Genomic DNA, 24513 nt, shown 5'->3' with positions numbered 1-24513 from the left:
CTCCTAAGATAATATGTAGGCTTATTGATTCACCTTTACCATTGATGCCCGAATCACTCGGTCTTTTAATAAATAACCTTTTTGGAATTCCTCAATGATAATATTTGGACCGAAGTTTTCATTTGATTCCTGCATCACAGCCTGATGCAAATGTGGATCAAACTCTTTCCCTACTGCTTCAATTGGTTCCACACCTTCTTTTTTCAAGGCGTCCGCTATACCGCGGTAAACCATATCCATACCTTGAAGCAGTGACTTTGCCTGGTCATTGTCCACTTCCACTTTCATGGCTCTTTCAAAATTATCCAATGCAGGCAATAAATCTGTGATTAGCTTTTGTGCTCTATATTTTTCGCTTGCTTCTAGATCCAACCTAGAGCGACGGCGGAAATTATCAAAATCAGCTTGAAGCCTTAGATAACGGTTATCAGCCTCATCTAATTTGTTTTTCAATCCCTCAATTTCTTTTAAAAGGTCCTGAACATTCGGTTCAACATTCGCTTCACCCGCTGTTTCCTCTTCAGCAAACACAGTCTCCGCTGTATTTTCCTCAGTAAGTTCTACCTTTTCATTTGCTTCTTGTGCCTGTTCAGCCATTTCTTCATTGATTGTATTTTGTTTCTCGTTCGTCAACTTACTCACCTCCCTTAAAGCATTCAAAGTTATTTATTAAAAATCTCAAATTCATAGTAAGAGGGGCGAAACCTAAGTACATTTCACCCTTACTCAATATTACCAGTGCTAATTGTTTTGATACAGTTTCGTAAGGACAGAACTTAAATCCTTACTAAGTAATTGAAGTAAACTAATGACACGTGAGTACTCCATGCGTGTTGGACCAAGGATAGCAATGGTCCCTAATTTTTCAGTCCCTACGGAGTAAGTAGCCGTAATCAGGCTGCAATTTTCCATCGCACTAATTTCATTTTCCCGACCGATTTTGACATTTAGACCTTCTGAGTCTTTTCTGATTAAGTTATAAAGCCAATCCTCTTGATCAATCATCATTAACAAGCTGCGAATTTTGGAAAGATCGTGAAATTCAGGCTGACTTAGCATATTGGTTTTGCCGCCTAAGAATAGTTTTTCATTCACAGGCATTTTCAAGGACTCTGTTATGGTCTTCATCATAAAATCATAATTATGAATATGCTGTTTAAGCAATAGGGCGACTTCTTTATACATTTTACCGGTTAATTCCTCAAGAGGAACGTTCGTCAGCCGTTCATTCAGAATGTTAACGGTTTTTTCTAAATCGCTCGCATCCACGGAAGGAGGCAAATAAAAAGTACGATTTTCTACATGACCTGTATCCGTAACAAAGATAGCAATAGCTGTTTCTTTATTTAATGGGATAATTTGAATCTTTTTAAGCTTATTTATGCTTGCAGCCGGTCCTAGGACAATCGCCGTATAATTTGTTAATTCAGACAGGATTTTTGCTGATTTTTGAATAATTTTTTCAAACTCAAAAATTCTTTCTGCAAAAATCGATTGAATAATGGAAACATCATGCCGATTTAGCTTTTGTGGTGAAAGTAAGTGATCGACGTAATACCGATAACCTTTTTCCGATGGAACTCTGCCTGATGAAGTGTGAGTTTTTTCTAGAAAGCCTAAATCCTCAAGGTCAGCCATTTCATTTCGAATCGTTGCCGAACTAAACGAAATTTCTTCCTTTTTCGATAAACTTCTTGAGCCAACAGGTAGTGCAGATCGAATAAAGTCATCAACAATCACCTTAAGAATCAACAATTGACGATCTGTTAACACACGCATCACCTCTGTTAGCACTCATAACCATCGAGTGCTAATTCTATTAATAAATTATCAAAAAGGGGGGAAAGTGTCAATCATTTGCAACCGAAAAGAAGAAACACCTTAGGACTAAACTACTCCCAGAAAAGATTGAAAAACCTCATTTCCTAAAAAGCGACCAGCTTTTGTTAAAAAGATATATTCGTCGTTAATTTCCAGCCACTTTTTATTTATTAAATCCTCTATTTCTTTCCGAAACAACTCAAGAGGGTGCTTTCCAAACTTAGAAGTGAATTTAGAAATGGAAACACCTTCCGTTTTTCTTAAGCCTAAAAACATTTCCTCTTCCATTTCTTCCGCCCTCGATACAGAATGTTCATCAAAGACCGGGAGATTTCCATTGTTTATTTGCTCAATATATTTTTTCAAAGGTCCTATATTGGATCGCCTAACCCCATTTACATAGCTATGCGCTCCTGCTCCGAACCCATAATAATGGTCATTATTCCAATAGGTAAGATTGTGCCTACTCTCAAAGCCCGGTTTTGAAAAATTACTGATTTCATATTGCTTAAAACCGTGTTTATCCATTTCCTCCATCATCAACTCATACATAGTGGCTTCCGTATCTTCTCCCGGAGTCGGCAGCTTGCCTTTTTTTAACAAGTTATAAAAAACAGTCTTTGGTTCAATGATTAAGGAATACGCTGAGTAATGAGAAATATCTAAAGAAAATGCATCCTTTAAAGTTTCTTTTAAATCCGTAAGGGTCTGTGTCGGCAAACTAAAGATTAAGTCAATGCTGATATTCTCAAAGCCAACCTCTTTTGCATTCGCAACGGATTGAAAAACATCCTTTGCCTGATGCACCCTGCCGATTTTTTTTAACAAATCATTATTAAATGTTTGAACACCAAGGCTAATTCGATTTATCCCAGCATTCTTTAATATTTGTAATTTTTCCCTTGTTAAGTCCCCTGGATTAGCCTCAAAGGTAAACTCATAATTTCCACTTTTTGGCAGGCACTGATTTATATTTTCACAAAATCGGTAAAGCTGCTCCTCGTTTAATGAAGTAGGTGTTCCTCCCCCAACAAAAATCGTGTCTATTTTTTTCGTTGGAAATTGTTTTAATGTTAAAATCATTTCTTTATGAAGGGCATCCAAATATTCATCTACTGGCTGGCCTTTTAAAAACACTTTATTAAAATCACAATAATGACAGATATGCTCACAAAATGGGATATGGAGATAGGCTGCATGAATCATTTTTACACCTCTGTTCGGTAACAAAAAGAGGTTAGACTTGCCTGATATCAGACAGATCCTAACCTCCTGTTCATTTATTTTTTTGTATTGTTGTCGTCCATTTTTAGTACCGCCATAAAAGCTTCTTGCGGAACTTCAACGGATCCAACCTGTTTCATCCGTTTTTTACCTTCTTTTTGTTTCTCTAACAGTTTACGTTTACGAGAAATGTCGCCGCCATAACATTTTGCTAATACGTTTTTACGCATCGCTTTGATCGTGGAACGGGCAACAATTTTTTGACCAATTGCCGCTTGAATAGGCACTTCAAATTGCTGTCTTGGAATTAACTCCTTCAGCTTTTCAACAATGACTTTCCCACGTTCATAGGCAAAATCTTTATGGACGATAAAGCTTAATGCATCGACTTTTTCCGTATTTAATAATATGTCCATTTTTACCAGACTGGATGGTTTATAGCCAATCAGTTCATAATCAAAGGACGCATAACCTCTTGTACTCGATTTCAATTGATCAAAGAAATCATAAACAATTTCGGCCAAAGGAATTTCATAAATGATGCTGACCCGATTTTCTCCCTGGTATTGCATATCAACGAAAATTCCGCGCTTTAACTGGCAAAGTTCCATAATCGCGCCAACATAATCGTTAGGAGCCATCATCGTTGCTTTTACATACGGCTCCTCAACACGGTCAAGTTTTTGCGGTTCCGGCATGTTGGACGGATTATCTACATTCAATTGTGTTCCATCTGTCATATAAACATGATAGATAACACTTGGTGCAGTTGTAATCAAATCAATTTTAAATTCGCGCTCTATCCGTTCCTGAATGATTTCCATATGAAGTAGTCCTAAAAATCCGCAGCGGAAGCCAAAGCCCAAAGCCTGCGAGGTTTCAGGTTCGAATTGAAGGGCAGAGTCATTTAATTGAAGCTTTTCAAGTGCTTCCCTTAGGTCATTAAATCTGGCCGTATCGATTGGATAAAGTCCACAATACACCATTGGATTTAGTTTACGGTAACCTGGAAGCGGTTCAACAGCGCCATTTTTAGCATTTGTGATAGTATCCCCGACACGGGTATCGCCAACATTTTTAATCGATGCAGTCAAAAAGCCAACATCGCCGACGGTTAATTCATCCAGCATCATAGCCTTTGGAGTAAACACACCTACTTCATTTACTTCAAATTCTTTTCCGGTGGCCATCATTTTAATTTTATCGCCAACCTTGACAGAACCTTCGACCACACGAATATAGGCAACAACTCCGCGATAGGCATCATAAAGAGAGTCAAAAATCAGGGCTTTTAAGGGCGCTTCAGGGTCACCTGTAGGTGCAGGCACGGTTTTTACTACTTGTTCAAGGATTTCTTCGATTCCGATTCCTGCTTTTGCAGAGGCTAAAACAGCCTCAGACGCATCCAAACCGATGACTTCCTCAATTTCATTACGAACTCTTTCCGGCTCTGCACTCGGTAAATCAATTTTATTAATAACAGGTAAAATTTCAAGATTGTTATCCAAAGCAAGGTATACGTTTGCAAGTGTCTGTGCTTCAATTCCCTGGGCAGCATCAACGACTAAAACCGCACCCTCACAGGCAGCAAGGCTTCTTGATACCTCATAAGTAAAGTCGACATGTCCCGGTGTATCGATTAAATGGAAAATGTACTCTTCCCCATCTTTTGCTTTGTATTTTAATTGTACTGCGTTTAACTTTATCGTAATTCCGCGTTCACGTTCGAGATCCATTGAATCCAAAAGCTGATCTTTCATTTCGCGGGATGAAAGTGCATTTGTTTTCTCCAAAATACGGTCTGCTAGTGTTGATTTCCCATGGTCAATATGGGCAATAATTGAAAAATTTCTAATCTTTGATTGTCGTTTGAGCTTGTCATCTCTGTTCATGGTCGTTCACTCCTACTATACTCGCACATGTACACTATTTTTGATTATATCAGTAGGATAATCAAGATTCAATGAAAAGTGAAAGAGAAAAGCGCAAGCGCCTTGTCCAGGGGCGACACCTCGAGCCCCTAGGCGCTTGAGCTAGACATTAGAAAAGGCGGCACCCCGTCTGGTCCGCTCTCGTGTTACTTAGAAATGCTTTCCACTAATTTTTTGGATGCACCGGATATCCCATCAGACATTTTCTTGCCCATTGAAGAGAATAGATTAAAGGCATTCATCTCTTCTAGCTTTTTCTTTTTCGTTTCGATATCATAGCTGGTCATTTGATTTCCCAACACCGAGGCATGGAAATCATTACCTTTATCATTTATCGTAATGGTCTTTTGAAAATTAGGATCATCATAGCCCTTCATTCTATGAATTCCATCATTCGCAAGCTGCATTCCTGCTAAAACAGAGATAAACATTAAAGCTGCAATCCCTATGCTCTTAAGCATAAATAATTTCATACAGCCGCTTCCTTTCTTCTATTTTTTCTACTAAATATTATGTCGATGCTAGAGTTAATAGAACTTTTTTTCAAAATAGATACTTAAAGGGCTCCTAGAAGAAAAAGGAACCCTAAAAGTGAAACTACCTCGTGTAATATCCTGCATTTTCCTGATTTATCGCTCCGTGAAGCGAAGAATTCAAACCGTTGGCAATCAGATTAGCCATGTCTTCAATAAAAACATCTACTTCCTTTGGCGTGACCATCAAGTTATGTCCGATTGGCGACAGAACTTCGTAGATTAACTTTCTTTTTTCTTCATCTGATAATGTACCAATTATTCCCAAAAAGGTTTTTCGATGCTTTTCTTCCGGTAAATCGTCATCTTTCAGCTTTCGTTTTTCCCCAAAACTCATTCCCGCGGGTGCAAGCGCTCTTGACGGACGATTTCCTTCTTTCAATTCTTTTCCAAAATGTTTGAGGATAAAATCAATCGTATCACTCGTAATCGAAACCGCATCAACGACAGTTGGCACGCCAATTGCAAAAACAGGAATTCCCAAAGTTTCTTTACTTAATTCCTTTCTTTTATTGCCAACCCCTGATCCGGGATGGATGCCAGTATCTGAAATTTGAATCGTCGAGTTTACCCGCTCAATTGATCGGGATGCCAAGGCATCGATGGCAACCACAAAATCAGGTTTGGTTTTTTCAACCACACCAAAAATGATGTCACTCGTCTCAATTCCTGTTAATCCCATAACACCCGGTGCCAGTGCACTGACAGAGCGATATCCTTCTTCCACATTCTCAGGCTGAAGTTGAAATAAATGTCTTGTAACCAACAGATTTTCACAGACCATGGGTCCGAGTGCATCAGGGGTAACATTCCAATTCCCCAGTCCCACCACAAGACAGGAGTCCGTTTTTTTTATTCCAGACCCTTCTAAAAAGCGAGAGAATTCATGTGCAAAAATCTCTTCTACTTTCTTTTGCAATTCTGTGTCTTGACCGCGGATTCCCTGCACTTCTACAGTTAAGTATCTCCCTTCCTTTTTACCTAATTGTTTTTCTCCCTCTTTGGTAACTTCTACTAATGAAATTTTTATATCATCAACATCTTTTTCTTTAATTATGACGCCTTCAATTTGCGATAGATTTTCCTCCTGCTGGACTGAGTCCCCTCGTCCGGCAAGCACCATCTCCCTGGCCTCAATAGCAAGGTCTGTCCGAACTGAATATTTACTTAAATCAATTGATTGTTCTTTCATAGTAGGCAACGCTCCCATCCAAAAGATAAACTATTTCCTATTTTTTCCCCTTTTACTTAAAAACATGCAAGCGATAATTCTAGTATTGCAATATAGTCGCTCGTTTGATAAAATATCACTTGTTCTGAATAATTGTGAATGAATGTTAAAGTCGAGTTCATATAGTCTCGATTCTCTTTAGGAGGTGAATGTAATGCCTAACATTAAATCTGCTATTAAGCGTGTGAAAACAAGCGAAGCACGTAACGCTCAAAATACAACTGCAAAATCTGCAATGCGTACGGCTGTGAAAAAAGTAGAAGCTGCTGTTACAACTAATGACGCTGCTGTTGCAAAAGAAGCTTTTGTATCTGCTGCAAGTAAATTAGACAAGGCTGCTGCAAAAGGTCTTATCCATAAGAATGCTGCGGCTCGTAAAAAATCTCGCCTTGCTAAAAAAGCGAACGCTCTATAATTAGCCAAAAAAACGATTCCACATTGGAATCGTTTTTTTTTTGGCCGATAGGAAAGTATAACTTTCCTATCAGGCATAATAACTACGCCTCTGTCTTCGCCCTTAGGGGCTCGCCAGTCGGCAGATTTCTTTAAGCAATTCGCCTACTTTTTCAGACGGAACAGCAACATTTCAATCAGCAGTGATTTATTCATTCCGCCAGTCTTCATCTGATAATCTGCCTCAGCAAGCAAATTCATTAAGTTTGTCAATTCCTCATCCATAAATTTGTCTGCCTGGCCTGCAGCTAATTTAACCCTGAATGGGTGGGTCTTTAAGAAGCCCGCAATTTGCTGCTGCCCGTAACCTCTTCTCGACAGCTCCTTTACCTGGTAAATCAAGCGAAACTGTCCGGATAGTAAAGCCAAAATTTTAATCGGCTCTTCATTTTGTTTTAATAAATCAAAATAAATCCTTAGAGCTTCATCCAATTTTCGGGCCACTACTTTTTCAATCAAGGTAAAAATATTTTGCTCTAATGTTCTCGATACCAGCTTTTCTACCAAATCGGCATGAATTATTTTTTCATCCTGGGCAAATAAAGCCAGTTTATCCATTTCACTTGACAGCATAAACATATTGGTACCGGCGAGTGTTAGTAATAATTCGAGAGCACTCGGTTCGATGTTAATTCCATACCCTTTTGCACGTTCATTCACCCATAATTTTAATTCATGTTCATTCAGTTTTTTGGCCTCGACAACTGCCGCCGTTCGTTTTAATTCCTTCGTAATTTTTTTCCGTTCGTCCAGCTTTTCATACGGTGCAGAAATGACCATCACCGTGTAAGGAGCAGGTTCCTTCAAATAGGCTTCTAAACGGTTCAAATTATGGTCCATCTTTTCTTTTGTTTTTTCGGATGTTAAAAATTGCGGGTTATGTAGAAAAATTACTTTTTTATCGCCTAAAAAAGGAAAGGTTTCGGCATCTTCTAATGCCACCTCGATTGGTGTTTCTTCTAAATCATAGGCGGTGTAATTAAAATCCTTCTCATCCTCTTGTAAAAGCCGGTCAAGTAAGAGCTGCTTTGTTTCATTAATCAAAAAAGCCTCTTTCCCATACAATAAATAAACGGGAGCAAAATCCCCTTTTTTTATTTTTTTCCAAATATCCAATACCATATCTTTACGCTCCCCGAAAAAAAATCTCCTTTCTTATCGTAAAGAAGCTTGGAGAATTTGACAAGTAGTTAAAGGGAATTGGCAGCTTTTAGAACCAGTGCCAATTCCCGATCTATATTGAACGCCTGCAACATTAGCCCTAGGATCTACATTTGCGCGGCGGAGTTTCTTTTGTAATGTTATTTTGAACGGAACAGGACAAACTATTTGTGTTAACTCTTGTCAGTTTAGAAAAGCAAATTGCCGTTTTTTAAAGCTTTTGACAGTTTGGTTAACTTTCTAAGTACGCTGGATTTTTTTACTTAAATATCATATACTATATGTTGAAATAGGAGGGGTAGACTGTGAATGAATTTGAAAAAGATGTTCAAAGTAAACGAAACGATGCAATCGATTCTGGCGTAGGCTTTGGGGTTTCATTTGGTTTTTTTGCCGTTATGTTTATTATTGCAACAGTCATCAAGTTAATCGGATCCTAATAAATTTGCTACATACTTTTTTTCGAGAGACTGCAGTGTACTGCAGTCTCTTTGCTGTTTTTTAGCTTATTAAATATGTTTTATCCTATGGCAGAAAGGTTGAAAAGGTTCCATTTCCATGAGAAAAATGGTAGGTAATTGCCCCTTGTTGATCCGTACGATAAATAAACACATGATACTTTTTTAAAATATCCAATGTTTCCTTATGAGGGTGGCCAAATCGATTTTTTTCACCGGCGGAAATGAGTGCCACTTTAGGCTTAATGTGTTGAATAAAGGCTTCCGCACTAGAGGTTTTACTGCCGTGGTGACCGGCTTTTAATATATCTACTGTTATTTTTGGATAGTGATGAATAACCCTTTCCTCTCCTTCTTTGTCTAAATCCCCGCCAAAAAACCAGGTTAGACCGCCAATTTTAGCAAATAGGGTAATGGAACCGCTGTTCCGCTCTCCTTCAAAGTTTTTATCAGGAGATAAAACATAAAAAAAATGATCCCCATTTGTCCACTGCATCCCTCTTGAAACCTTAATAACGGAAATACCTTTTTTCTCTGCTTCATGAATGATTTCCAATTCAGTATGGGATGGTTCTTTTACTGAAGGCATTAAAATTTGTCCAAACTTCATTTCCTTAAGGATCGAGAATGTCCCGCCAATATGGTCCATGTCTCCATGGGTCAGAATAAGCTTGTCAATCTTTGTAATTCCTTTTCCTTTTAAGAATGGGACAACGACATCCCTTCCTACTTCATATGGTCGGGCCCTTTTCCTCCAGTTTTCTTCTGCAAAGGAGACAGTACCGCCCGTATCAATCAGATAATTTCCTTTCCCGGATGGGAGATGAATCAAAATGCTATCCCCCTGCCCCACATCAATCATCGTCACCTCTCCAACTGGATTGATCCAATTCCATATGGATTGAAAACTCAATAAAAAGCAAGTTAATAAACCAATATGGAGTTTCTTTTTATGATAGGATGGAGCTTCCCATACGAAAAACACAACAAGAATGGCTGCAATATAAATAATGAGGAAAAGGATTACGGGTCTGCCAGGAACAAAAAGGGCAATTGAAAAATCTGAAAGAGAATCGATAAGCCGATTAGAAAGCGTGATGATTTTTATAAAAAAGGCAAGCAGGATGGAAGGAGTTGATTGAAAAATCATTTGAATAAAAAATAATACATATAATCCCGGCATAAAAACAAATAAAAATAAGGGGATATACAGCATGTTGGCGGCAATGCTAATCAACGAAACCCCAAAATAATGGTACAGCAATAAAGGAAGAGCAGCAAATTGGGCAATAATCGAGGTTACCAGCATTTTAATTAAATTATTTTGATATTGCTTAAGGATTATTTTAGAAGACACGATAATCGCAAAACTAACTGTAAATGATAACTGAAAGCCAACATCAAAAAGGACCATGGGACGGTAGAATAAATAGAGGATAAAGGCAAGGCTGATAGCATCAATCGGGAGCAATTTTATTTTACTTTTCCACTTTACCGTTATAAGTACGAAAAAAATCATTATAACGGAACGATTAACCGATGGGGATCCGCCTGTTAAAATCGCATATATCGGTAGTAAAAAGAGTAGCAAATGGGTCATAAATTGTCTTGTAAGACCGCTTCGAATCCCAAGGTAATAAACAATCCCAATCAAAAGAGAGACATGTAAACCGGATATAGCGAGCAGGTGAATAATCCCTGTTTTTTGATACCCCGCTAAAACTTCCGGATCAAGCAGGCTTTGGTCTCCAAAGATTAAGGCTGCTGAAAGCGAGGAAATTTCTGGTGGAAAATGAGTCTCAAGGTAATGGATGCCCAAAAAACGGAGCTCTTTAATGAAAATTAACGGTGTAATTTTTTGAGGGATACAGTTTGTGAGTGGATTTTTCTGAATCTCAACAATCCAATAAATTTTTTTAATCGCTAAATACTCACGATAGTTAAAGGCATTCGGATTTTTAGCAATGGATGGCTTTGACATTTTTCCTGACACCTTACATATTCCCCCATAAAAGCTTTTATTATTTAAGACTTCCTTTTCCGTCTTCGAATGAATCTGATAACGAATTAAGAGTTTTTCCTTATAGGCTTTTTCCTTAGCTACCACCTGTAATAAATCTCCATCTATTTTCGGTTCATCAGTATACTCTAGGTAAAAAACATTCTTATTAGATGGAATAACCGTTCGGTTTTCTATTTTTGAATGCTGGGCAGATAGGAAAAAAAGCAGGAAAACACCAATCAAGAGGAATAACTGTGGAGGAGAATACTTTTTATATGTAAATAGTAAAAAAAAGAAAACAATGGCGGTCAAACTAAATGGAACAAACATAATAAGCGATGATAAAACACCCAGTAAGGCAGAAATAGCAAAATATAAATATTTTCCTTTCATTATTTTTCTCCATTCTTGAATTAAGGAAAGGAACGCCGGTTGGAATGCCGGCGTAATGATCTATCGATTTATCGTACTAAAATCAATGCTTCTTTCCTTTAATTCCACTTTTTCGATGCGAACATTTGCTTGTTGAAAAAGCTCGATTGCATATGGATGATTTTTATAATCCTCAGCATAATAAACCGTTTTAATGCCTGCCTGAATGATTGACTTACAGCATTGCAGGCAAGGAAAATGGGTCACATAAATTTCTGCATCCGCAGTTGGGACACCAAATTTCGCACACTGCAGCAATGCATTCATTTCAGCGTGAATCGTTCTTACGCAGTGATTATCAATGACATAGCATCCCTTGTCGATACAATGGTCACCTCCCGCAATTGAACCATTGTAACCGCCGGCAATAATCCGTTTATCACGAACAATCGTTGCCCCTACCATTAGGCGGGTGCATGTACTTCTTAAAGCAAGCAGATGGCTCTGAGCCATAAAATATTGATCCCACGAAATTCTCTCCATACTCCACTCCCCCAAAACTTCTTAAAATTCACTGATTTAAGTGTAATGGGGAAGTTACATTTGGTCAAACCAAAGAAGTCAGTGAACTTCTACCAAGGTTGAAGTCAATGTACTTCAACCAAATCCTTTAGTTTTTCAAATGTTTTATCGCCAATTCCACTAATATTCTTTAAATCTTCAACTGCTTTAAATCCCCCGGATGTTTCTCGATATTCAAGGATAGCAGCAGCTTTTGCTGGACCAATTCCCGGTAAAGTTTGAAATTGAGTAACATCTGCTTTATTTAAATCCACTTTAGCGTTGTTAGGAGTACTACCAGATGGACCTGCTGCGCCATTTACCGCAATGCCGGAAGGAGAAGAATCTGTTTCCCCTTTCGCAGGAATATTAATAACCATTTCGTCCTGAACATGTTCAGCAAAATTTACTTGGCTTTCGTCTGCTTTTTTCGCTAAACCGCCTGCACGTTCAATGAGATCAATTACCCGTTCCCCTTGAGTGGCTGGATACACTCCCGGGTGCTTAATTTGTCCTTTCACATCCACCATAATCGTTTCTGTTTTTTGTTCCTCCTTCGCCGGCTTTTCCGGTTCCTTGACCGTTGTTTCTCCTTGTAGCTCACTTTCCATGTCATTCAGTTGTGTTTCGGTTACAGGGGCAGGAGTTTCATGATAGATAAAAAAATAATAAATCCCTCCAGTGGCAATCAATACGGCAATAACAATAAAGAGTTTATGTTCCTTAAACCAGTCTTTCACAAGAAACCATCCTTTCTAAAGGTATATTTCGCTATTGATTTTCATATTGTTAAAAGAGAAACTCGTATGCGAAGGAGGGTCGGAACAATGAATATAGGTTTCATCGGTACCGGAAATATGGGGAGGATTTTGGTGGAGGCTTTCATCGATGGAAAAGCCATTTCCCCTTCTTCAATGTTGATTACAAATAGAACTAAATCAAAAGCGATGCAGCTTAAAGATAAATATAAAAAATTAAAGGTTGGGAACAATGCAGCAGAGGTTGCGGCTGAATCCGATCTCATATTTATTTGTGTAAAGCCACTGGATGTGTACAAAATTCTCGAAGAAATCAATCCCTATTTAAATGAAGAAAAATGCGTGATCTCGATTACAAGTCCTATTAGTGCCGTACAAATCGAACAGAAGGTCACTTGTTCTGCAGCACGAGTGATTCCAAGTATCACCAATCGAGCGCTGTCGGGAGTTTCATTAATCACCTATGGAGTCCATTGTAATAATGATTGGAAGAAAAAAGTGGAGGATTTATTTGCAAAGATTTCTGTTCCGGTGTTTATCGATGAAAAAGTAACAAGAGTTGCCTCCGATATCGTTAGCTGTGGTCCTGCGTTTTTTAGCTACTTACTCCAACGCTTTGTCATAGCTGCTGTAAAAGAAACGGATATTGATGAAGAAACGGCAACCATTTTAGCGAGTGAAATGATTGTTGGGCTGGGAGAGCTAATTAAACAGGGACATTATACATTACCATCATTACAAGAAAAAGTTTGTGTAAAAGGCGGCATAACAGGCGAGGGAATCAAGGTGTTGGAAAACGAAATAGGAGAAATTTTCGAGCATGTGTTTCAAGCCACACACACAAAGTTTGATGAGGACCTTGAGAAGGTCGGTCTGCAGTTCTTTAATCATTAATTCGCCATTAAAAGACAAAATCCTCTTTAAAAAGCCATCTTTTTTAAAAAAGATGGCTTTTATTTTTTACCTGACCACAAAAAAGATTCTTTCTGATTGTGGTCCCGGAGCTGTATTTTCAAAATCGGCATATATTTTGATTCCTTCAAAACCAGCTTGAATTAACCAATTTTTATAGTCTTCCATAGGATAGGTCCGTTGAAAGTGAAGCTCATCAAATCGGTCATACATTCCTATTTTTTCATCTAAGACAAAAAAGCTGAGGTCATGCTCGACACTATTTGGAAACTCGCCCGGAAAGCTATTCCATATATAGGAGACATGTTCATCATTTAATGCAAAGGTTTGATTAATAAAAATTTGAGATATTTTAAAAATCGAATGAACATCAAAAATGAATAATCCACCTGGTTTTAAATGTTGATGCACAGAAGAAAAGGTTTGAATAACATCCTCTTCCGTTTTCAGGTAATTAAGCGAGTCGCAAAAGATGCCGATTATATCAAATTGGCCATGACCTTCCAATTTGGTCATATCCTGCTGATAAAAAGAAATGGACATCCCCTGTTCTTCTGATTTTGCCCGGGCCACTGCGAGCATATCTTCGGATAAATCGACTCCTGTAACATCAAAACCCTCCTTGGCGAACCGAATGGACAGTTCCCCTGTCCCGCACGCCAAATCAAGAAAACGAATCCTGTTTCCACCGTTTTCTTTTAGCCTATCCTTAACAAATCTGACCCACTCATCATACGGAGCATCCTTCATCAGTTCATCATACAAATAGGCAAATTGTTCGTAACTCATGAATTTAACTCACTGAGAACATCTTCATGCGGAGCGTCTCCCCACAACCGTTCCAGATTATAATAACTGCGTTCTTCCCGATGGAAAACATGAGCAACCACATCACCGAGATCAATCAAAATCCATCTTGCCTCGTCAAAGCCTTCCACTCTTCTTACATCATAACCCTGCTCCTCAGCCTTTTCCTTCATTTCTTTGGCAATGGCCTGTACTTGCTTATCAGAGTTCCCGTGGCAAATAATAAAATAGTCAGCAATTAAAGAAATGCCTTTCATATTAAGGGCAATAATATCTTCCGCTCTTTTGTCATCGGCAGCTTTAACCGCAATTTTAAGTAATTCTAGATTGTTCATCCATCAATCCTCCAGTTTTTTAACAAGATCATTATAGGCTTGAAACGTTTCGGGGTAAATCGGCTGATTTTTTTTCATTAAAAAAGTAATGGTGTTTTGAACCGATTTTATTAAAGCCTTTTCTAAATTTTCTTTTGCCATCTGTCTTACTTCTTCTACACCGGGAAAATGTCTTCCTGGTTCAATATAATCCGCTAAGTAGATTACCTTTTCAAGTAAAGACATTCCAGGTCTGCCGGAGGTATGATAGCGAATAGCTGTTAGCACTTCAGTGTCAGTAATTCCTGCTTCCTTTTCCACTAAATAAGCTCCTGCCGGCGCATGCCATAATTCCGCATTATATTCTAATAAATCCTGGGGAAACCCCTGGGTGCGAATAATTTCTTTCATTTCATCCTTCGGGCGAAATTTTGCATAATCATGAAAAATCGCAGCCAACTCTGCTTTTTGTTCATCCGCACTAACCTGTTTGGCAAGGATAATCGCTGTTTCCATAACCCCAAGCGTATGCTGATAACGATGATCTGTCAATTGTTCCTTTACAATTTTAAGTGCTTCATTTCGTTCCATATAACTGTTTCTCCTCAATATAACGAATTACCGAGTCAGGCAATAAATAACGTATCGTCCTTCCATTCTTGAGCCGATCTCGAATCATACTTGACGAAACATCAACAGCCGGTACATCAACATAGTGAATCGGGTATTCTGTCAGATGACTATAGTTGGGTCTCTCCACTCCCACAAATTGTACAAGGTTAATCAGTTCGTCTATTTTATTCCATTTCGGCAGGTATTCAATCATATCAGCGCCAATTATAAAGTAAAATTGATCGTCAGGGTCCCGGGAATTTAAAATTTTCATTGTATCAATGGTATAGGAAGGACCTGTTCTTTCAAGTTCAATCGTTTCAATTTTAAAAGCGCTGTTCCCTTCAATGGCGAGATGCAGCATATTTATTCGATCATGATTATCAATTGATTGTGTTTTCTTTTTATGAGGAGGCTCTTGATTCGGCATAAACCGAATCTCATCAAGCTGAAGTGCGGAAAGGACCTCATTTGCAATTAAAAGATGCCCGTAATGCGGTGGATCAAATGTTCCTCCCATTATCCCAACCTTCTTCATGAAAACCGCCTCCCTAATTGGTTATGGTAGTATAATTTGCTTTTTTTCGACGGATTCCTTATAAAGGACAATGGTATGACCGATAATTTGAACAATTTCAGCCCCTGTTCCTTCAGCAAGCTGCTCAGCCACTACGTTTTTATCTTCATCACAGTTTTGCAAAATGCTAACCTTAAACAGTTCCCTTGCCTCTAAGGCATCCGAAATTTGTTTAATCATATTTTCATTCACGCCACCCTTACCTACTTGAAAAATGGGGTCTAAGTGGTGTGCTTTGGATCGTAAAAACCTTTTTTGTTTACCTGTTAACATATGATGTGCCTCCCAGCTGTTGTAAAACATTCTCTCTCATTCTTTTGACGTCAGGGAAAATACCTGTCCATTTTTCAAATGCAAGTGCCCCCTGATACACAAACATCTCTATTCCATTTTGAATCCTTGCACTCTTTTGATTTGCTTCTTGTAAAAGCTTTGTTTCAAGCGGGTTGTATATTATATCACAAACAAGTGCCTGCTGTTGAATATTTTCCAGGCTTAATGGCTGTTCATCAAGGTTTGGAGACATACCGCTCATCGTCGTTTGAATGATTAAGTCATATTCTCCCATTTGTTCAGCTGCTTCGGTTAACGAAATCGCCTTTGATGAGATTTGAAATGGACATTCCTCAACTAATTTCGCAGCCTTTTCTACCGTCCGATTGGCTATATCCACCGCCTTTGGTCCATTTTTCGCAATCGTAAAGTAAATCGCCCTTGCTGCACCGCCGGCTCCAATGATTAATACCTTCCGTTCAGTTATAGAAAGTCCATCATCAGCCAATCCTTTTAAAAACCCCAGCCCATCTGTATTATAGCCAATGAGCTTACCATTTTCATTTACAACCGTATTAACGGCTCCAATCTGAAGAGCTAATTCATCCACTTCATCCAAAAAAGGGATAATCGCACTTTTATGCGGTACAGTGACATTAAATCCCCCAATACCGATGGCCTTTAACCCTGTTACAGCATCCCCTAAATTCTGCGGTTTCACTTGAAAAGGGAGATAATGCGCATCAATGTTATAAAAAGAAAATAAGTCATTATGCATGACCGGGGACATTGAGTGCTCAATTGGATCTCCTAACACTGCAAAAAGCTTTTTCACCTGTTTCTCCCCAATCTTTTTTTATATTAAGGATTTCCTTAATAATGTTTGTACTCCCTTTGGTGCGTATGCGACTACGGTTACACCGGGTTCGTTCACGGTAACCCAGCCGAGTCCGGAAAAAACAATATCTGTTTTTCCTTCTTTAATCATAAATTCTTGTTTGACCAGCTCCGGAAACGAATCTAACTGCTCCTGTCTCGGAGGAGTCAGCATCTCCCCTACATGATTTTGATAAAGGTCAGCCGCGTTTTCTGTCTTCGTTCGGTGAATATTTAATTCATTGGAGACGTAACAAACAAATGATTTTCTACCCCCGCTGATATAATCAAATCTTGCCAGCCCGCCAAAAAATAAAGTTTGTCCCTCATTTAATTGGAATACCTTTGGTTTGATTTCTTTTTTCGGTGTAATGACTTTTAAATCACGTTTATCAACAAAATGGGCCATTTGATGATGATTGATAATTCCAGGTGTGTCAGTTAATGATTTCCCATCATCAAGTGGGATTTGAATAATATCCAAAGTAGTCCCCGGAAAATGTGAGGTCGTAATGACATCCTCTTCACCAGTCACTTCTTTAATAATGCGATTTATAAAAGTGGATTTTCCTACATTCGTACAGCCGACCACATATACATCCTTCCCGCCACGCATTTCATCAATAACGGCTGCTGCCTCTTTAATATACTGCCCTTTGGCCGCACTAACGAGGAGAATTTCCTCCGGTCTTAAGCCTAGTTCTCGTGATTCGTGTTTCATCCAATTGATTAATTTATGATGCTTGACCGACTTCGGTAATAAATCCACCTTATTTCCAACAAGTAACACCTTATTATTCCCGACAAATCGGTGTAAACCCGGAAGCCAGCTGCCATTAAAATCAAATATATCAACCAGCATGACAATCAGGGCATCTGTACTACCAAGTCCATTTAATATTTTTAAAAAGTCATCATCAGTCAAGCTGACATCTTGCACTTCATTATAATGCTTTAACCGAAAGCATCTTTGGCAAATTAAAATTTCCTTATCTAAAGCAGCTTTTGGTGCATAACCTATTTCACTTGGGTTCTCTGTCTGAACCTTTACACCACAGCCCATGCAAATATTTTGCTGTTCACTCACACATTAATCCTCCCATTGAATTAAGCCTCTTTTACGAAACCAATTCATAATTCTACGTTCGGCAAAACGGTTGAATTTTGTAAAAAAACCATCGGTTTGCGCAACAGGCACAACTAGGATGGTATATAATCCGCTCCGATTCCCACCTAGTACATCTGTTAATAACTGATCCCCAATCACGACTGTTTCTTCTTTTTTAATGCCCATTTGGGAAATCGCCTTCTGAAAAGCCGGTCCCATCGGCTTACGCGCCCGGAATATAAAAGGAATTTTTAATGGGTCAGAAAACGCCTTTACACGGTCTTCATTATTATTTGAAACAATCGTGACTAGAATATTATATTTTTTCATTTCGTCAAACCAAGAAATTAATTGAGGGGTGGCATTGGGACGATCCCACTCGACAAGAGTATTATCTAAATCCGTAATAATTCCCTTGATCCCTCGTTTTTTTAATTCTTTTGGATTTATGTCTAGAATGCTTTTCACATGCTCATCCGGTAAAAATTGCTTTAACACTAAGCTTACACCTCATTAAATTAGAAACTTAGAGAATTGTCCAGCGGAAGCATCTGCTCAAGATACTTCCGCTTTTCCTTGTATCATCATAACCAATTTTACCCTTTGTTTCAAAGTATATTATTTATTTAAAAATATTTTTCGACAAAATCCTCGTTTCTGAGCTATTGTGGATAACATTATTAACATTATACCCATTGAATTATCCAGATTTTGAAAATTTATAAACAAATTAATCACAAGTTATCCACCCATGAATGTGGATAACTAGAACGGTTGTTCTAACTAAATAAATTTGGTAGATTTAGGGTACACCAAACGAATCTACATTATATGATTGTTTTGATCTTTTTAGAACAATTAATTGGAGGTGAATTCTGCCATGCGTAAACTTTCAGATGAATTACTGATTGAATCCTATTTTAAAGCCAGAGAATTAAATTTAAGTGATGATTTTATTTGCCTCATTGAAACGGAAATTCACCGGCGCTCCCTTTTAAATAAAATTAGAATTTCTTCTTAACAAATTTTGAATATGCCCGTTTTCGGGCTTTTTTCTTTGCATTTTAAAACGGCACTTTTAAGTGCCGTAAATTGCAAGTTCATTTACTGATGGTTCCTATTTTTTCTCCAACCTTGATTTCTTTTGGCGGATGGATAGAGGAATCTATTTCAAACATCCCCTTTTCAAATAATAAAACTACCGTTGAGCCAAAACTAAAATAAGCCATTTCTTCACCTTTCTTCAATTGACTCCCTTTGTGAGTGGTTTCAATTGAATTAACAAACATTGCCCCTACTTTTACAACAGCAGCGTGTCCATATTGGGTTTTAAGCTCCGTGATCATCCGGTAGTTTTTAGCAAGTGTTCTTACACCATATTTAAGTCCCCATTTGTTCACCGGGTAAGATTTTCTTCCTAACGTCCATTGTTTTGTTATGGTACCATCAACAGGACTATGAATCCGATGATAATGACTTGGACTCAGATATAGAATGATGTACTTTCCATTTAAATACTTTGTTAACACAGAACGATCGCCCAGCATTTCTTCAATTGAATAAATTTTACCCTTCACAACAATTTCACTTGTCTCTTTAATGGGTCCGATATCTTCAATCACGGCATCCACCGGGCTTACAACCGCGTTTGAACTTATATCCACCGGTCTCGCCTCTTTCCGGAGCTTCCGAATAAAAAGGTCATGAAGAGTTGGAAAATCCCGAAAAGAGTTTTCGATATCTTCTTGATTTAATTGATAAACCCTTGCAAAGGAAGGAACAGCAATACGGCTGATTCGAGAACGGGCAAACCGCTTTAACAGGACTGATGTCCACCTTCCATTTGTTAATTCGATCAATAGCCGATATAAAGGCTGTAGCATTGAATTACCCCCAAATAGTGTAAAAATACTCTTTACGATTAGTCATAAAACCCTTAATATTAAATATTATAGAATAAACACCCAGTTATTTGATTCCCTTCCGGCTTGTTAAAAAGGAGTGAGCGGAAATGTTTTTATTGGACGTTTTTGATCAAACAATAAAAAAACTAAAAACCCAAACAGCGAATGTTATCACCTTAACAAACCTTTCATTAGGCGGCTTTGCAATTGTTTTAGGAATTCATGGAAACTTAAGATTAAGCTTGCTATTAATATTTATTGCAGCATTAGCCGACCGATTTGATGGAATGATTGCACGAAAATTTAACATTGAATCAGAACTGGGTAAACAATTGGATTCCATGAGTGATATTATATCATTCGGAGTCGCTCCGGCACTATTATTGTATCAAGGAATCTTACATGATTTCGGTGGTCCCGGTTCTTTTTTCACGGTTTTTTACATTGGATGCGGTGCTTTCCGATTAGCACGTTTTAACATTACCGAAAGCAATGGCTATTTCATAGGCTTGCCGATTACAGCAGCAGGCTGTTTAGTCACCCTTAGCTTTCTTGCTATTCCCTATCTGCCGCCGCAAACCTTCTTATTCATTATCATTATTTTATCATTTCTAATGGTCAGTTCCTTTAAACTAAAAAAGGTATAATTTAATCAACAAAGCCCGGCAATCATCTCTGCCGGGCTTTTCCATTACTTATCTTTCGTTAATTCAAGGAATTCCTCAATATCATCTAAGCATGGTTTTACTGCCTGTTTCCAGAAATCTTTTTGAGACAAATCAACCTGTAAATGTTTCTCTGCCAGATCTTCTACGGTCATGGAAGCGGTATCCCTTAATAAGGCAATGTATTTTTCCTCGTATCCTTTTCCTTCTGCAAGAGCCTTTGCATAAATCCCCAATGAGAATAGATATCCAAAAGTATACGGGAAGTTATAAAAAGGTACACCGGTAATAAAGAAATGGAGCTTTGAAGCCCAGAATAACGGATGGTATTCATCCAATGCATGGCAATACGCCTCTTTTTGCGCTGAGAGCATCAGCTCATTTAACCTTGCAGTTGCAACAGGACCCTGTTTTCTTTCTTCATAAAAACTTGTTTCAAACAGGAACCTTGCGTGGATATTCATTAATAGGGCAACCGTTCTTTGAATTTTATCATCAAGAAGAATAAGCCTTTCTTCTTCATCTTTTGCATTTTTTACGGCTGCATCCGCGACAATCATCTCAGCAAAGGTAGAGGCTGTTTCCGCGACATTCATCGCATAATTACGGTTTAAATAATGGACGCCTTTCATCGCAAACGAATGGAAGCCATGCCCCAGCTCATGTGCAAGGGTGGAAATATTGGATGGAGTTCCGGAGTAGGTCATGAAAATCCGCGATTGATTACTTTCCGGAAAAAAGGTACAGAAACCACCTGGTGCTTTCCCTGGACGATCCTCTCCTTCAATCCATTGTTCTTCAAAAGCTTTTTGGGCAAATGCCGACAGTTTTTCGCCAAAAAGAGAAAACTGCTGTTGAATAAATTCCGCACCTTCCTGGTAGGAAACCTTCGACCCTGCCTTGCCATAAGGGGCATCTAAATCATACCAGCTAAGCTTTTCTAAGCCTAACAGCTTTGCTTTTCGGTTTAAATATTGAACGAGCAGATCTTTACTCTCCGTTATTACTGTCCACATGGTTTCAAGGGTTGCTTTTTCCATGCGGCTGATGCTAAGCGGTTCCTTAAGAACATCGTCCCAACCTCTTTTTTTGTAAACACTTAAACGGAAACCGGAGAGGTGATTCAAGGTTTTGGCTAAAAAGTCTGCCTGCTCACCCCAAGCATGCTCCCAATTTTTAAATACTTCAGCACGAATCTCCCGGTTGGGGTTTGAAAATTTATTAGATGCCTGACCGACGGATAACAGTTTTTCTTCACCATTTTCCGTAAATGGAATTTTCATTTTCCCTACAATTAAGTCATATAGCTGCCCCCAGCTATGATAGCCATCCACCCCGAGTGCATTGATTAATGCCTCTTCTTCCTTAGATAATTTATCCTTCGCCCGTTCACGGCGTTCGTTTAATACAAATGAAAGTTCCTTCAATGACTCATCCTTTAGCAGTTGTATCCAAATCGAATCCTCAATTGAGGTTAACAGGTTGTCAAAGCCTGTAAGTGCCGTCTGAAAAGAAGCACTTAAACTCGTTACTTTCGAATCAAGCTGGTTTGCCTTACGGTCCTCCGTGTTTTGTGCTTGAAGGCAGCCAACAAATGCTCCTGCCTGACGCAGCTTCTTGGCAGCGGTCTCAAAATCTACTAATAACTCATGTAAGACGACTTTATCCTCTATTTGATTTTGGGGTACCCACTGATTGACCTTTGTTTGAAAAAGCTGAATGAATTCCTCTGTTTTTTGTAGGTGATTTGCAAATTCAGGAGAATCACTTCCCCCTTTAAATATCGCCGCAAGATTCCAAACATCTGAATATGTAATGGCTGTCAATGTTACGCCCCCTTTATCTTGTACAAATTTATTATATGTTTATTTTTCAAATAATTCTATTTTAAGGAAAAGGAATTAGAAATTTGACAACTTTGCTGGGACTGGGGTATAAGTGGAAGGAAAAGGATTCATCAATGAATCATGGAGGAGTATGAATTTTTTGTTCGTTCAGGAGGAGAAAAAGTGAAGATTCAAAAGATTATTTTTACTATTTTATTAGGAATGGTGATGGTGGCAGCAGGCTGCTCAAATAAAAATCAAAACCAGAAGCCGCAAGAAAAAGCAAAAAGTTCTAAAACCAACATTCAATATAAGATGATTGAAGCAAAAACTCTGAAATTAGACCATATCCACGGGATTGGTTATCCAGGTAATGATGACCATGCCCTTTATCTTGCCGCCCATGATGGTCTGAAAATGTATAAGGATTCAAAATGGTTTGAAACTACCTCTAATCTCCATGATTATATGGGATTTCAAGCAATCGAAAAGGGATTTTTAGCAAGCGGTCATCCTCAAAAAGGAACGGATTTAAAGAATCCGCTTGGGTTAGTTCAAAGTATTGATAAAGGGAAAACAATTGATCAATTGGCTTTTTACGGTCAAATGGATTTTCATTTTATGGCCGCAAGTTTTTCAGGAAATGGCATTTATGTTATTAATGAAGAACAAAACGACAAATTGGCTCCTGGTGTTAATTATTCAAAAGATAACGGAAAGACCTGGAAAAAAAGTGAATTCAAAAATTTTAATGCCGATTCCCTTGGCATGATAGCCGTCCACCCTGTGAATGGGGATTTCATGGCGATGTCAACAAGATCAGGTATTTATTACTCACAGGACAACGGAAATACGATGAAGCTGATTACAAACCCAGTGATGGTAACAGCCCTTACCTTTATCGGGGATGAGCTTTTATACTCAAGTGTTGAAAATGGCAGCATCCTTTTAAAAACAATCAACCCTAAAACGGGCAGCCAGAAAAATTGGAATATTCCTTTCTTGGATTACGACAATCCGATTACTTATTTAGCCGTTAATCCAAAAGACAAGAGGCAAATTGCTTTTTCAACCTATAAGAATGGTGTTTATGAAACAACGGATGGCGGAAATAATTGGAAGATTCTCTTAAAGAGCGGAAAAATGGAGCAGGATTAATTCCCGCTCCATTTTTTATTTAACCATAAGAATTTATAAATTGCTCTGAGAATTGTCCAGCTCCAGCGCCTAGCCCCTCTAGGGAAAAAATGAACTGCTTTTTTCCTAGGTCGCTTCGGTCCTGCCGATGAAGTCAAAAAACGACTTCACCTTCAGGCCCTCCAGCTCTTGTCGGGGCTGACCAAGGCGCTTACGCTTTTCTTATCTTAACGATTTTTCTTTCGCTCTTTTTCCGCACGGTAAAATTCATGGAACATTTTCATAAGTGCGCGTTTTTCAATTCTTGAGACATAGCTTCTTGAGATTCCAAGTTCTTTGGCAATTTCCCGCTGGGTTTTTTCTTTTTGCAAATCAAGCCCAAAGCGTCCGATGATGACTTCTTTTTCCCGATCATCGAGCACATCAATGTATTTTCTGATTTTCTCTAGCTCCATGTTCAATTGAATCGTGTCGATTACATCCTCTGACTCTGATTTGAGAACATCAATGAGAGAGATTTCATTTCCTTCTTTATCCTGCCCAATCGGGTCATGAAGGGAAACATCCTTTTTCGTTTTCTTAAGAGCCCTTAAATGCATGAGTATTTCATTTTCAATACATCTTGCGGCATAAGTGGCAAGCTTTGTTCCTTTTCCTTCAGAATAGCTCTCGATTGCTTTAATTAACCCAATGGTGCCTATTGAAATTAAATCCTCTGAATCCTCACCGGTATTTTCAAATTTTTTGACGATATGGGCGACAAGACGCAAATTGTGTTCAATCAGCATATTGCGTGCATGTGAATCCCCTTCTGCCATTAAACGAAGATATTTTCTTTCCTCAGCCGCAGATAAAGGCTGTGGAAAGGCATTATTTTTTACATACGAAACAAGAAAGAGAAATTCCTTAACTAAATAACCGAGAGCCGTAAAGATTCCAGACACACACATCCACCCCCGAGCCATATTAGACTAGAGCCTATAACTAATTCCTATGT

At 38.5% G+C, this 24513-nt stretch carries 26 protein-coding genes and 1 pseudogene; 6 read left to right on the top strand and 21 right to left on the bottom strand.

Annotated elements, in window-relative coordinates; all coding sequences use genetic code 11:
• Nucleotides 1-21 precede the first annotated feature (21 nt).
• The 6 genes from grpE to gpr all read right to left on the bottom strand — a co-directional run bounded on the left by grpE (nt 22) and on the right by gpr (nt 6701).
• Nucleotides 22-633, bottom strand: a complete 612-nt coding sequence (grpE, locus tag J2Y67_RS13985; protein ID WP_396954078.1) for a nucleotide exchange factor GrpE — start codon at nt 631-633, stop codon at nt 22-24.
• 108 nt (nt 634-741) lie between these two features.
• A complete protein-coding gene (gene hrcA / locus J2Y67_RS13980) occupies nt 742-1773 on the bottom strand; it encodes a heat-inducible transcriptional repressor HrcA (protein WP_310175006.1) in 1032 nt (343 codons plus the stop codon).
• A gap of 114 nt (nt 1774-1887) precedes the next feature.
• Entirely contained in the window at nt 1888-3027 is a 1140-nt protein-coding gene (gene hemW / locus J2Y67_RS13975) for a radical SAM family heme chaperone HemW (protein ID WP_310175084.1), read from the bottom strand.
• 74 nt (nt 3028-3101) lie between these two features.
• Nucleotides 3102-4937 carry a translation elongation factor 4 gene (lepA, locus tag J2Y67_RS13970; RefSeq protein WP_310175004.1) on the bottom strand — a complete coding sequence of 612 codons (1836 nt, stop codon included), beginning with the start codon at nt 4935-4937 and terminating at the stop codon, nt 3102-3104.
• A 185-nt stretch (nt 4938-5122) separates the two neighbouring features.
• Entirely contained in the window at nt 5123-5449 is a 327-nt protein-coding gene (locus J2Y67_RS13965; protein WP_310175000.1) for a DUF3679 domain-containing protein, read from the bottom strand.
• A gap of 124 nt (nt 5450-5573) precedes the next feature.
• Nucleotides 5574-6701, bottom strand: a complete 1128-nt coding sequence (gene gpr / locus J2Y67_RS13960) for a GPR endopeptidase (protein ID WP_310174998.1) — start codon at nt 6699-6701, stop codon at nt 5574-5576.
• A 193-nt stretch (nt 6702-6894) separates the two neighbouring features.
• Here gpr and rpsT point away from each other — a divergent pair, with 193 nt between their 5' ends.
• Nucleotides 6895-7155: a 30S ribosomal protein S20 gene (rpsT, locus tag J2Y67_RS13955; protein ID WP_310174997.1), complete on the top strand. Its 261-nt coding sequence runs from the start codon at nt 6895-6897 to the stop codon at nt 7153-7155.
• A gap of 143 nt (nt 7156-7298) precedes the next feature.
• Here the strand turns inward: rpsT and holA are convergent, their stop codons facing one another.
• Nucleotides 7299-8315: a DNA polymerase III subunit delta gene (gene holA, locus J2Y67_RS13950; protein WP_310174995.1), complete on the bottom strand. Its 1017-nt coding sequence runs from the start codon at nt 8313-8315 to the stop codon at nt 7299-7301.
• A 344-nt stretch (nt 8316-8659) separates the two neighbouring features.
• Here holA and J2Y67_RS13945 point away from each other — a divergent pair, with 344 nt between their 5' ends.
• On the top strand, nt 8660-8794 hold the full coding sequence (locus J2Y67_RS13945; RefSeq protein WP_310174993.1) for a YqzM family protein: 135 nt from the start codon (nt 8660-8662) through the stop codon (nt 8792-8794).
• An 85-nt stretch (nt 8795-8879) separates the two neighbouring features.
• Here the strand turns inward: J2Y67_RS13945 and J2Y67_RS13940 are convergent, their stop codons facing one another.
• From J2Y67_RS13940 to J2Y67_RS13930, 3 genes and pseudogenes are all read right to left on the bottom strand, one after another.
• On the bottom strand, nt 8880-11207 hold the full coding sequence (locus J2Y67_RS13940; protein WP_310174991.1) for a DNA internalization-related competence protein ComEC/Rec2: 2328 nt from the start codon (nt 11205-11207) through the stop codon (nt 8880-8882).
• An 81-nt stretch (nt 11208-11288) separates the two neighbouring features.
• A pseudogene (locus J2Y67_RS13935) lies at nt 11289-11729 on the bottom strand (ComE operon protein 2); the annotation flags it as partial.
• A 104-nt stretch (nt 11730-11833) separates the two neighbouring features.
• Nucleotides 11834-12487, bottom strand: coding sequence for a helix-hairpin-helix domain-containing protein (locus J2Y67_RS13930; RefSeq protein WP_310174987.1), 654 nt, complete (start codon nt 12485-12487; stop codon nt 11834-11836).
• An 87-nt stretch (nt 12488-12574) separates the two neighbouring features.
• On the opposite strand from J2Y67_RS13930, the gene comER reads away from it, so the two are divergent.
• Nucleotides 12575-13399, top strand: a complete 825-nt coding sequence (gene comER / locus J2Y67_RS13925; protein WP_310174985.1) for a late competence protein ComER — start codon at nt 12575-12577, stop codon at nt 13397-13399.
• 66 nt (nt 13400-13465) lie between these two features.
• Here comER and J2Y67_RS13920 read toward each other — a convergent pair whose 3' ends face one another.
• From J2Y67_RS13920 to J2Y67_RS13885, 8 genes are read right to left on the bottom strand one after another with little or no spacing between them, the layout of a single operon-like run.
• The gene (locus tag J2Y67_RS13920; RefSeq protein ID WP_310174983.1) at nt 13466-14206 is read right to left on the bottom strand and encodes a class I SAM-dependent DNA methyltransferase; all 741 of its coding nucleotides are present in this window, start codon (nt 14204-14206) and stop codon (nt 13466-13468) included.
• The gene (gene rsfS / locus J2Y67_RS13915; RefSeq protein WP_310174981.1) at nt 14203-14559 is read right to left on the bottom strand and encodes a ribosome silencing factor; all 357 of its coding nucleotides are present in this window, start codon (nt 14557-14559) and stop codon (nt 14203-14205) included. The genes J2Y67_RS13920 and rsfS overlap by 4 nt, the downstream gene beginning before the upstream one ends.
• A 3-nt stretch (nt 14560-14562) precedes the next feature.
• Nucleotides 14563-15129, bottom strand: a complete 567-nt coding sequence (gene yqeK, locus J2Y67_RS13910; RefSeq protein ID WP_310174979.1) for a bis(5'-nucleosyl)-tetraphosphatase (symmetrical) YqeK — start codon at nt 15127-15129, stop codon at nt 14563-14565.
• Nucleotides 15116-15688, bottom strand: a complete 573-nt coding sequence (locus tag J2Y67_RS13905; RefSeq protein WP_310174977.1) for a nicotinate-nucleotide adenylyltransferase — start codon at nt 15686-15688, stop codon at nt 15116-15118. The genes yqeK and J2Y67_RS13905 overlap by 14 nt, the downstream gene beginning before the upstream one ends.
• A 21-nt stretch (nt 15689-15709) precedes the next feature.
• Nucleotides 15710-16000, bottom strand: a complete 291-nt coding sequence (yhbY, locus tag J2Y67_RS13900) for a ribosome assembly RNA-binding protein YhbY (RefSeq protein WP_310174975.1) — start codon at nt 15998-16000, stop codon at nt 15710-15712.
• Entirely contained in the window at nt 15987-16835 is an 849-nt protein-coding gene (gene aroE / locus J2Y67_RS13895) for a shikimate dehydrogenase (RefSeq protein ID WP_310174974.1), read from the bottom strand. The genes yhbY and aroE overlap by 14 nt, the downstream gene beginning before the upstream one ends.
• A gap of 21 nt (nt 16836-16856) precedes the next feature.
• Nucleotides 16857-17963, bottom strand: a complete 1107-nt coding sequence (yqeH, locus tag J2Y67_RS13890) for a ribosome biogenesis GTPase YqeH (protein ID WP_310174972.1) — start codon at nt 17961-17963, stop codon at nt 16857-16859.
• 3 nt (nt 17964-17966) lie between these two features.
• Nucleotides 17967-18482, bottom strand: a complete 516-nt coding sequence (locus tag J2Y67_RS13885) for a YqeG family HAD IIIA-type phosphatase (RefSeq protein ID WP_310174970.1) — start codon at nt 18480-18482, stop codon at nt 17967-17969.
• A gap of 382 nt (nt 18483-18864) precedes the next feature.
• Here J2Y67_RS13885 and J2Y67_RS13880 point away from each other — a divergent pair, with 382 nt between their 5' ends.
• Nucleotides 18865-19005 (top strand): sporulation histidine kinase inhibitor Sda, encoded by a 141-nt coding sequence (locus J2Y67_RS13880; RefSeq protein WP_310174968.1) that lies wholly within the window; start codon nt 18865-18867, stop codon nt 19003-19005.
• A gap of 79 nt (nt 19006-19084) precedes the next feature.
• Here the strand turns inward: J2Y67_RS13880 and J2Y67_RS13875 are convergent, their stop codons facing one another.
• Complete coding sequence (locus J2Y67_RS13875) at nt 19085-19867, bottom strand: phosphatidylserine decarboxylase (protein ID WP_310174966.1); 783 nt, start codon at nt 19865-19867, stop codon at nt 19085-19087.
• A gap of 128 nt (nt 19868-19995) precedes the next feature.
• Here J2Y67_RS13875 and pssA point away from each other — a divergent pair, with 128 nt between their 5' ends.
• On the top strand, nt 19996-20535 hold the full coding sequence (pssA, locus tag J2Y67_RS13870; protein WP_310174964.1) for a CDP-diacylglycerol--serine O-phosphatidyltransferase: 540 nt from the start codon (nt 19996-19998) through the stop codon (nt 20533-20535).
• A 44-nt stretch (nt 20536-20579) separates the two neighbouring features.
• Here the strand turns inward: pssA and J2Y67_RS13865 are convergent, their stop codons facing one another.
• Entirely contained in the window at nt 20580-22379 is a 1800-nt protein-coding gene (locus J2Y67_RS13865) for a M3 family oligoendopeptidase (protein WP_310174962.1), read from the bottom strand.
• Nucleotides 22380-22562: 183 nt separating this feature from the next.
• Here J2Y67_RS13865 and J2Y67_RS13860 point away from each other — a divergent pair, with 183 nt between their 5' ends.
• Nucleotides 22563-23537 carry a F510_1955 family glycosylhydrolase gene (locus J2Y67_RS13860; protein WP_310174960.1) on the top strand — a complete coding sequence of 325 codons (975 nt, stop codon included), beginning with the start codon at nt 22563-22565 and terminating at the stop codon, nt 23535-23537.
• Nucleotides 23538-23743: 206 nt separating this feature from the next.
• Here J2Y67_RS13860 and sigK read toward each other — a convergent pair whose 3' ends face one another.
• Nucleotides 23744-24460: an RNA polymerase sporulation sigma factor SigK gene (gene sigK / locus J2Y67_RS13855; RefSeq protein WP_026572373.1), complete on the bottom strand. Its 717-nt coding sequence runs from the start codon at nt 24458-24460 to the stop codon at nt 23744-23746.
• Nucleotides 24461-24513: the final 53 nt, after the last annotated feature.

This window comes from Neobacillus niacini, from assembly GCF_031456445.1.
Taxonomy (GTDB): Bacteria; Bacillota; Bacilli; order Bacillales; family Cytobacillaceae; genus Neobacillus; species Neobacillus niacini_I.
Note: the sequence above shows the minus strand (reverse complement) of the source record. Positions and strands in the feature narration are given on the sequence as shown.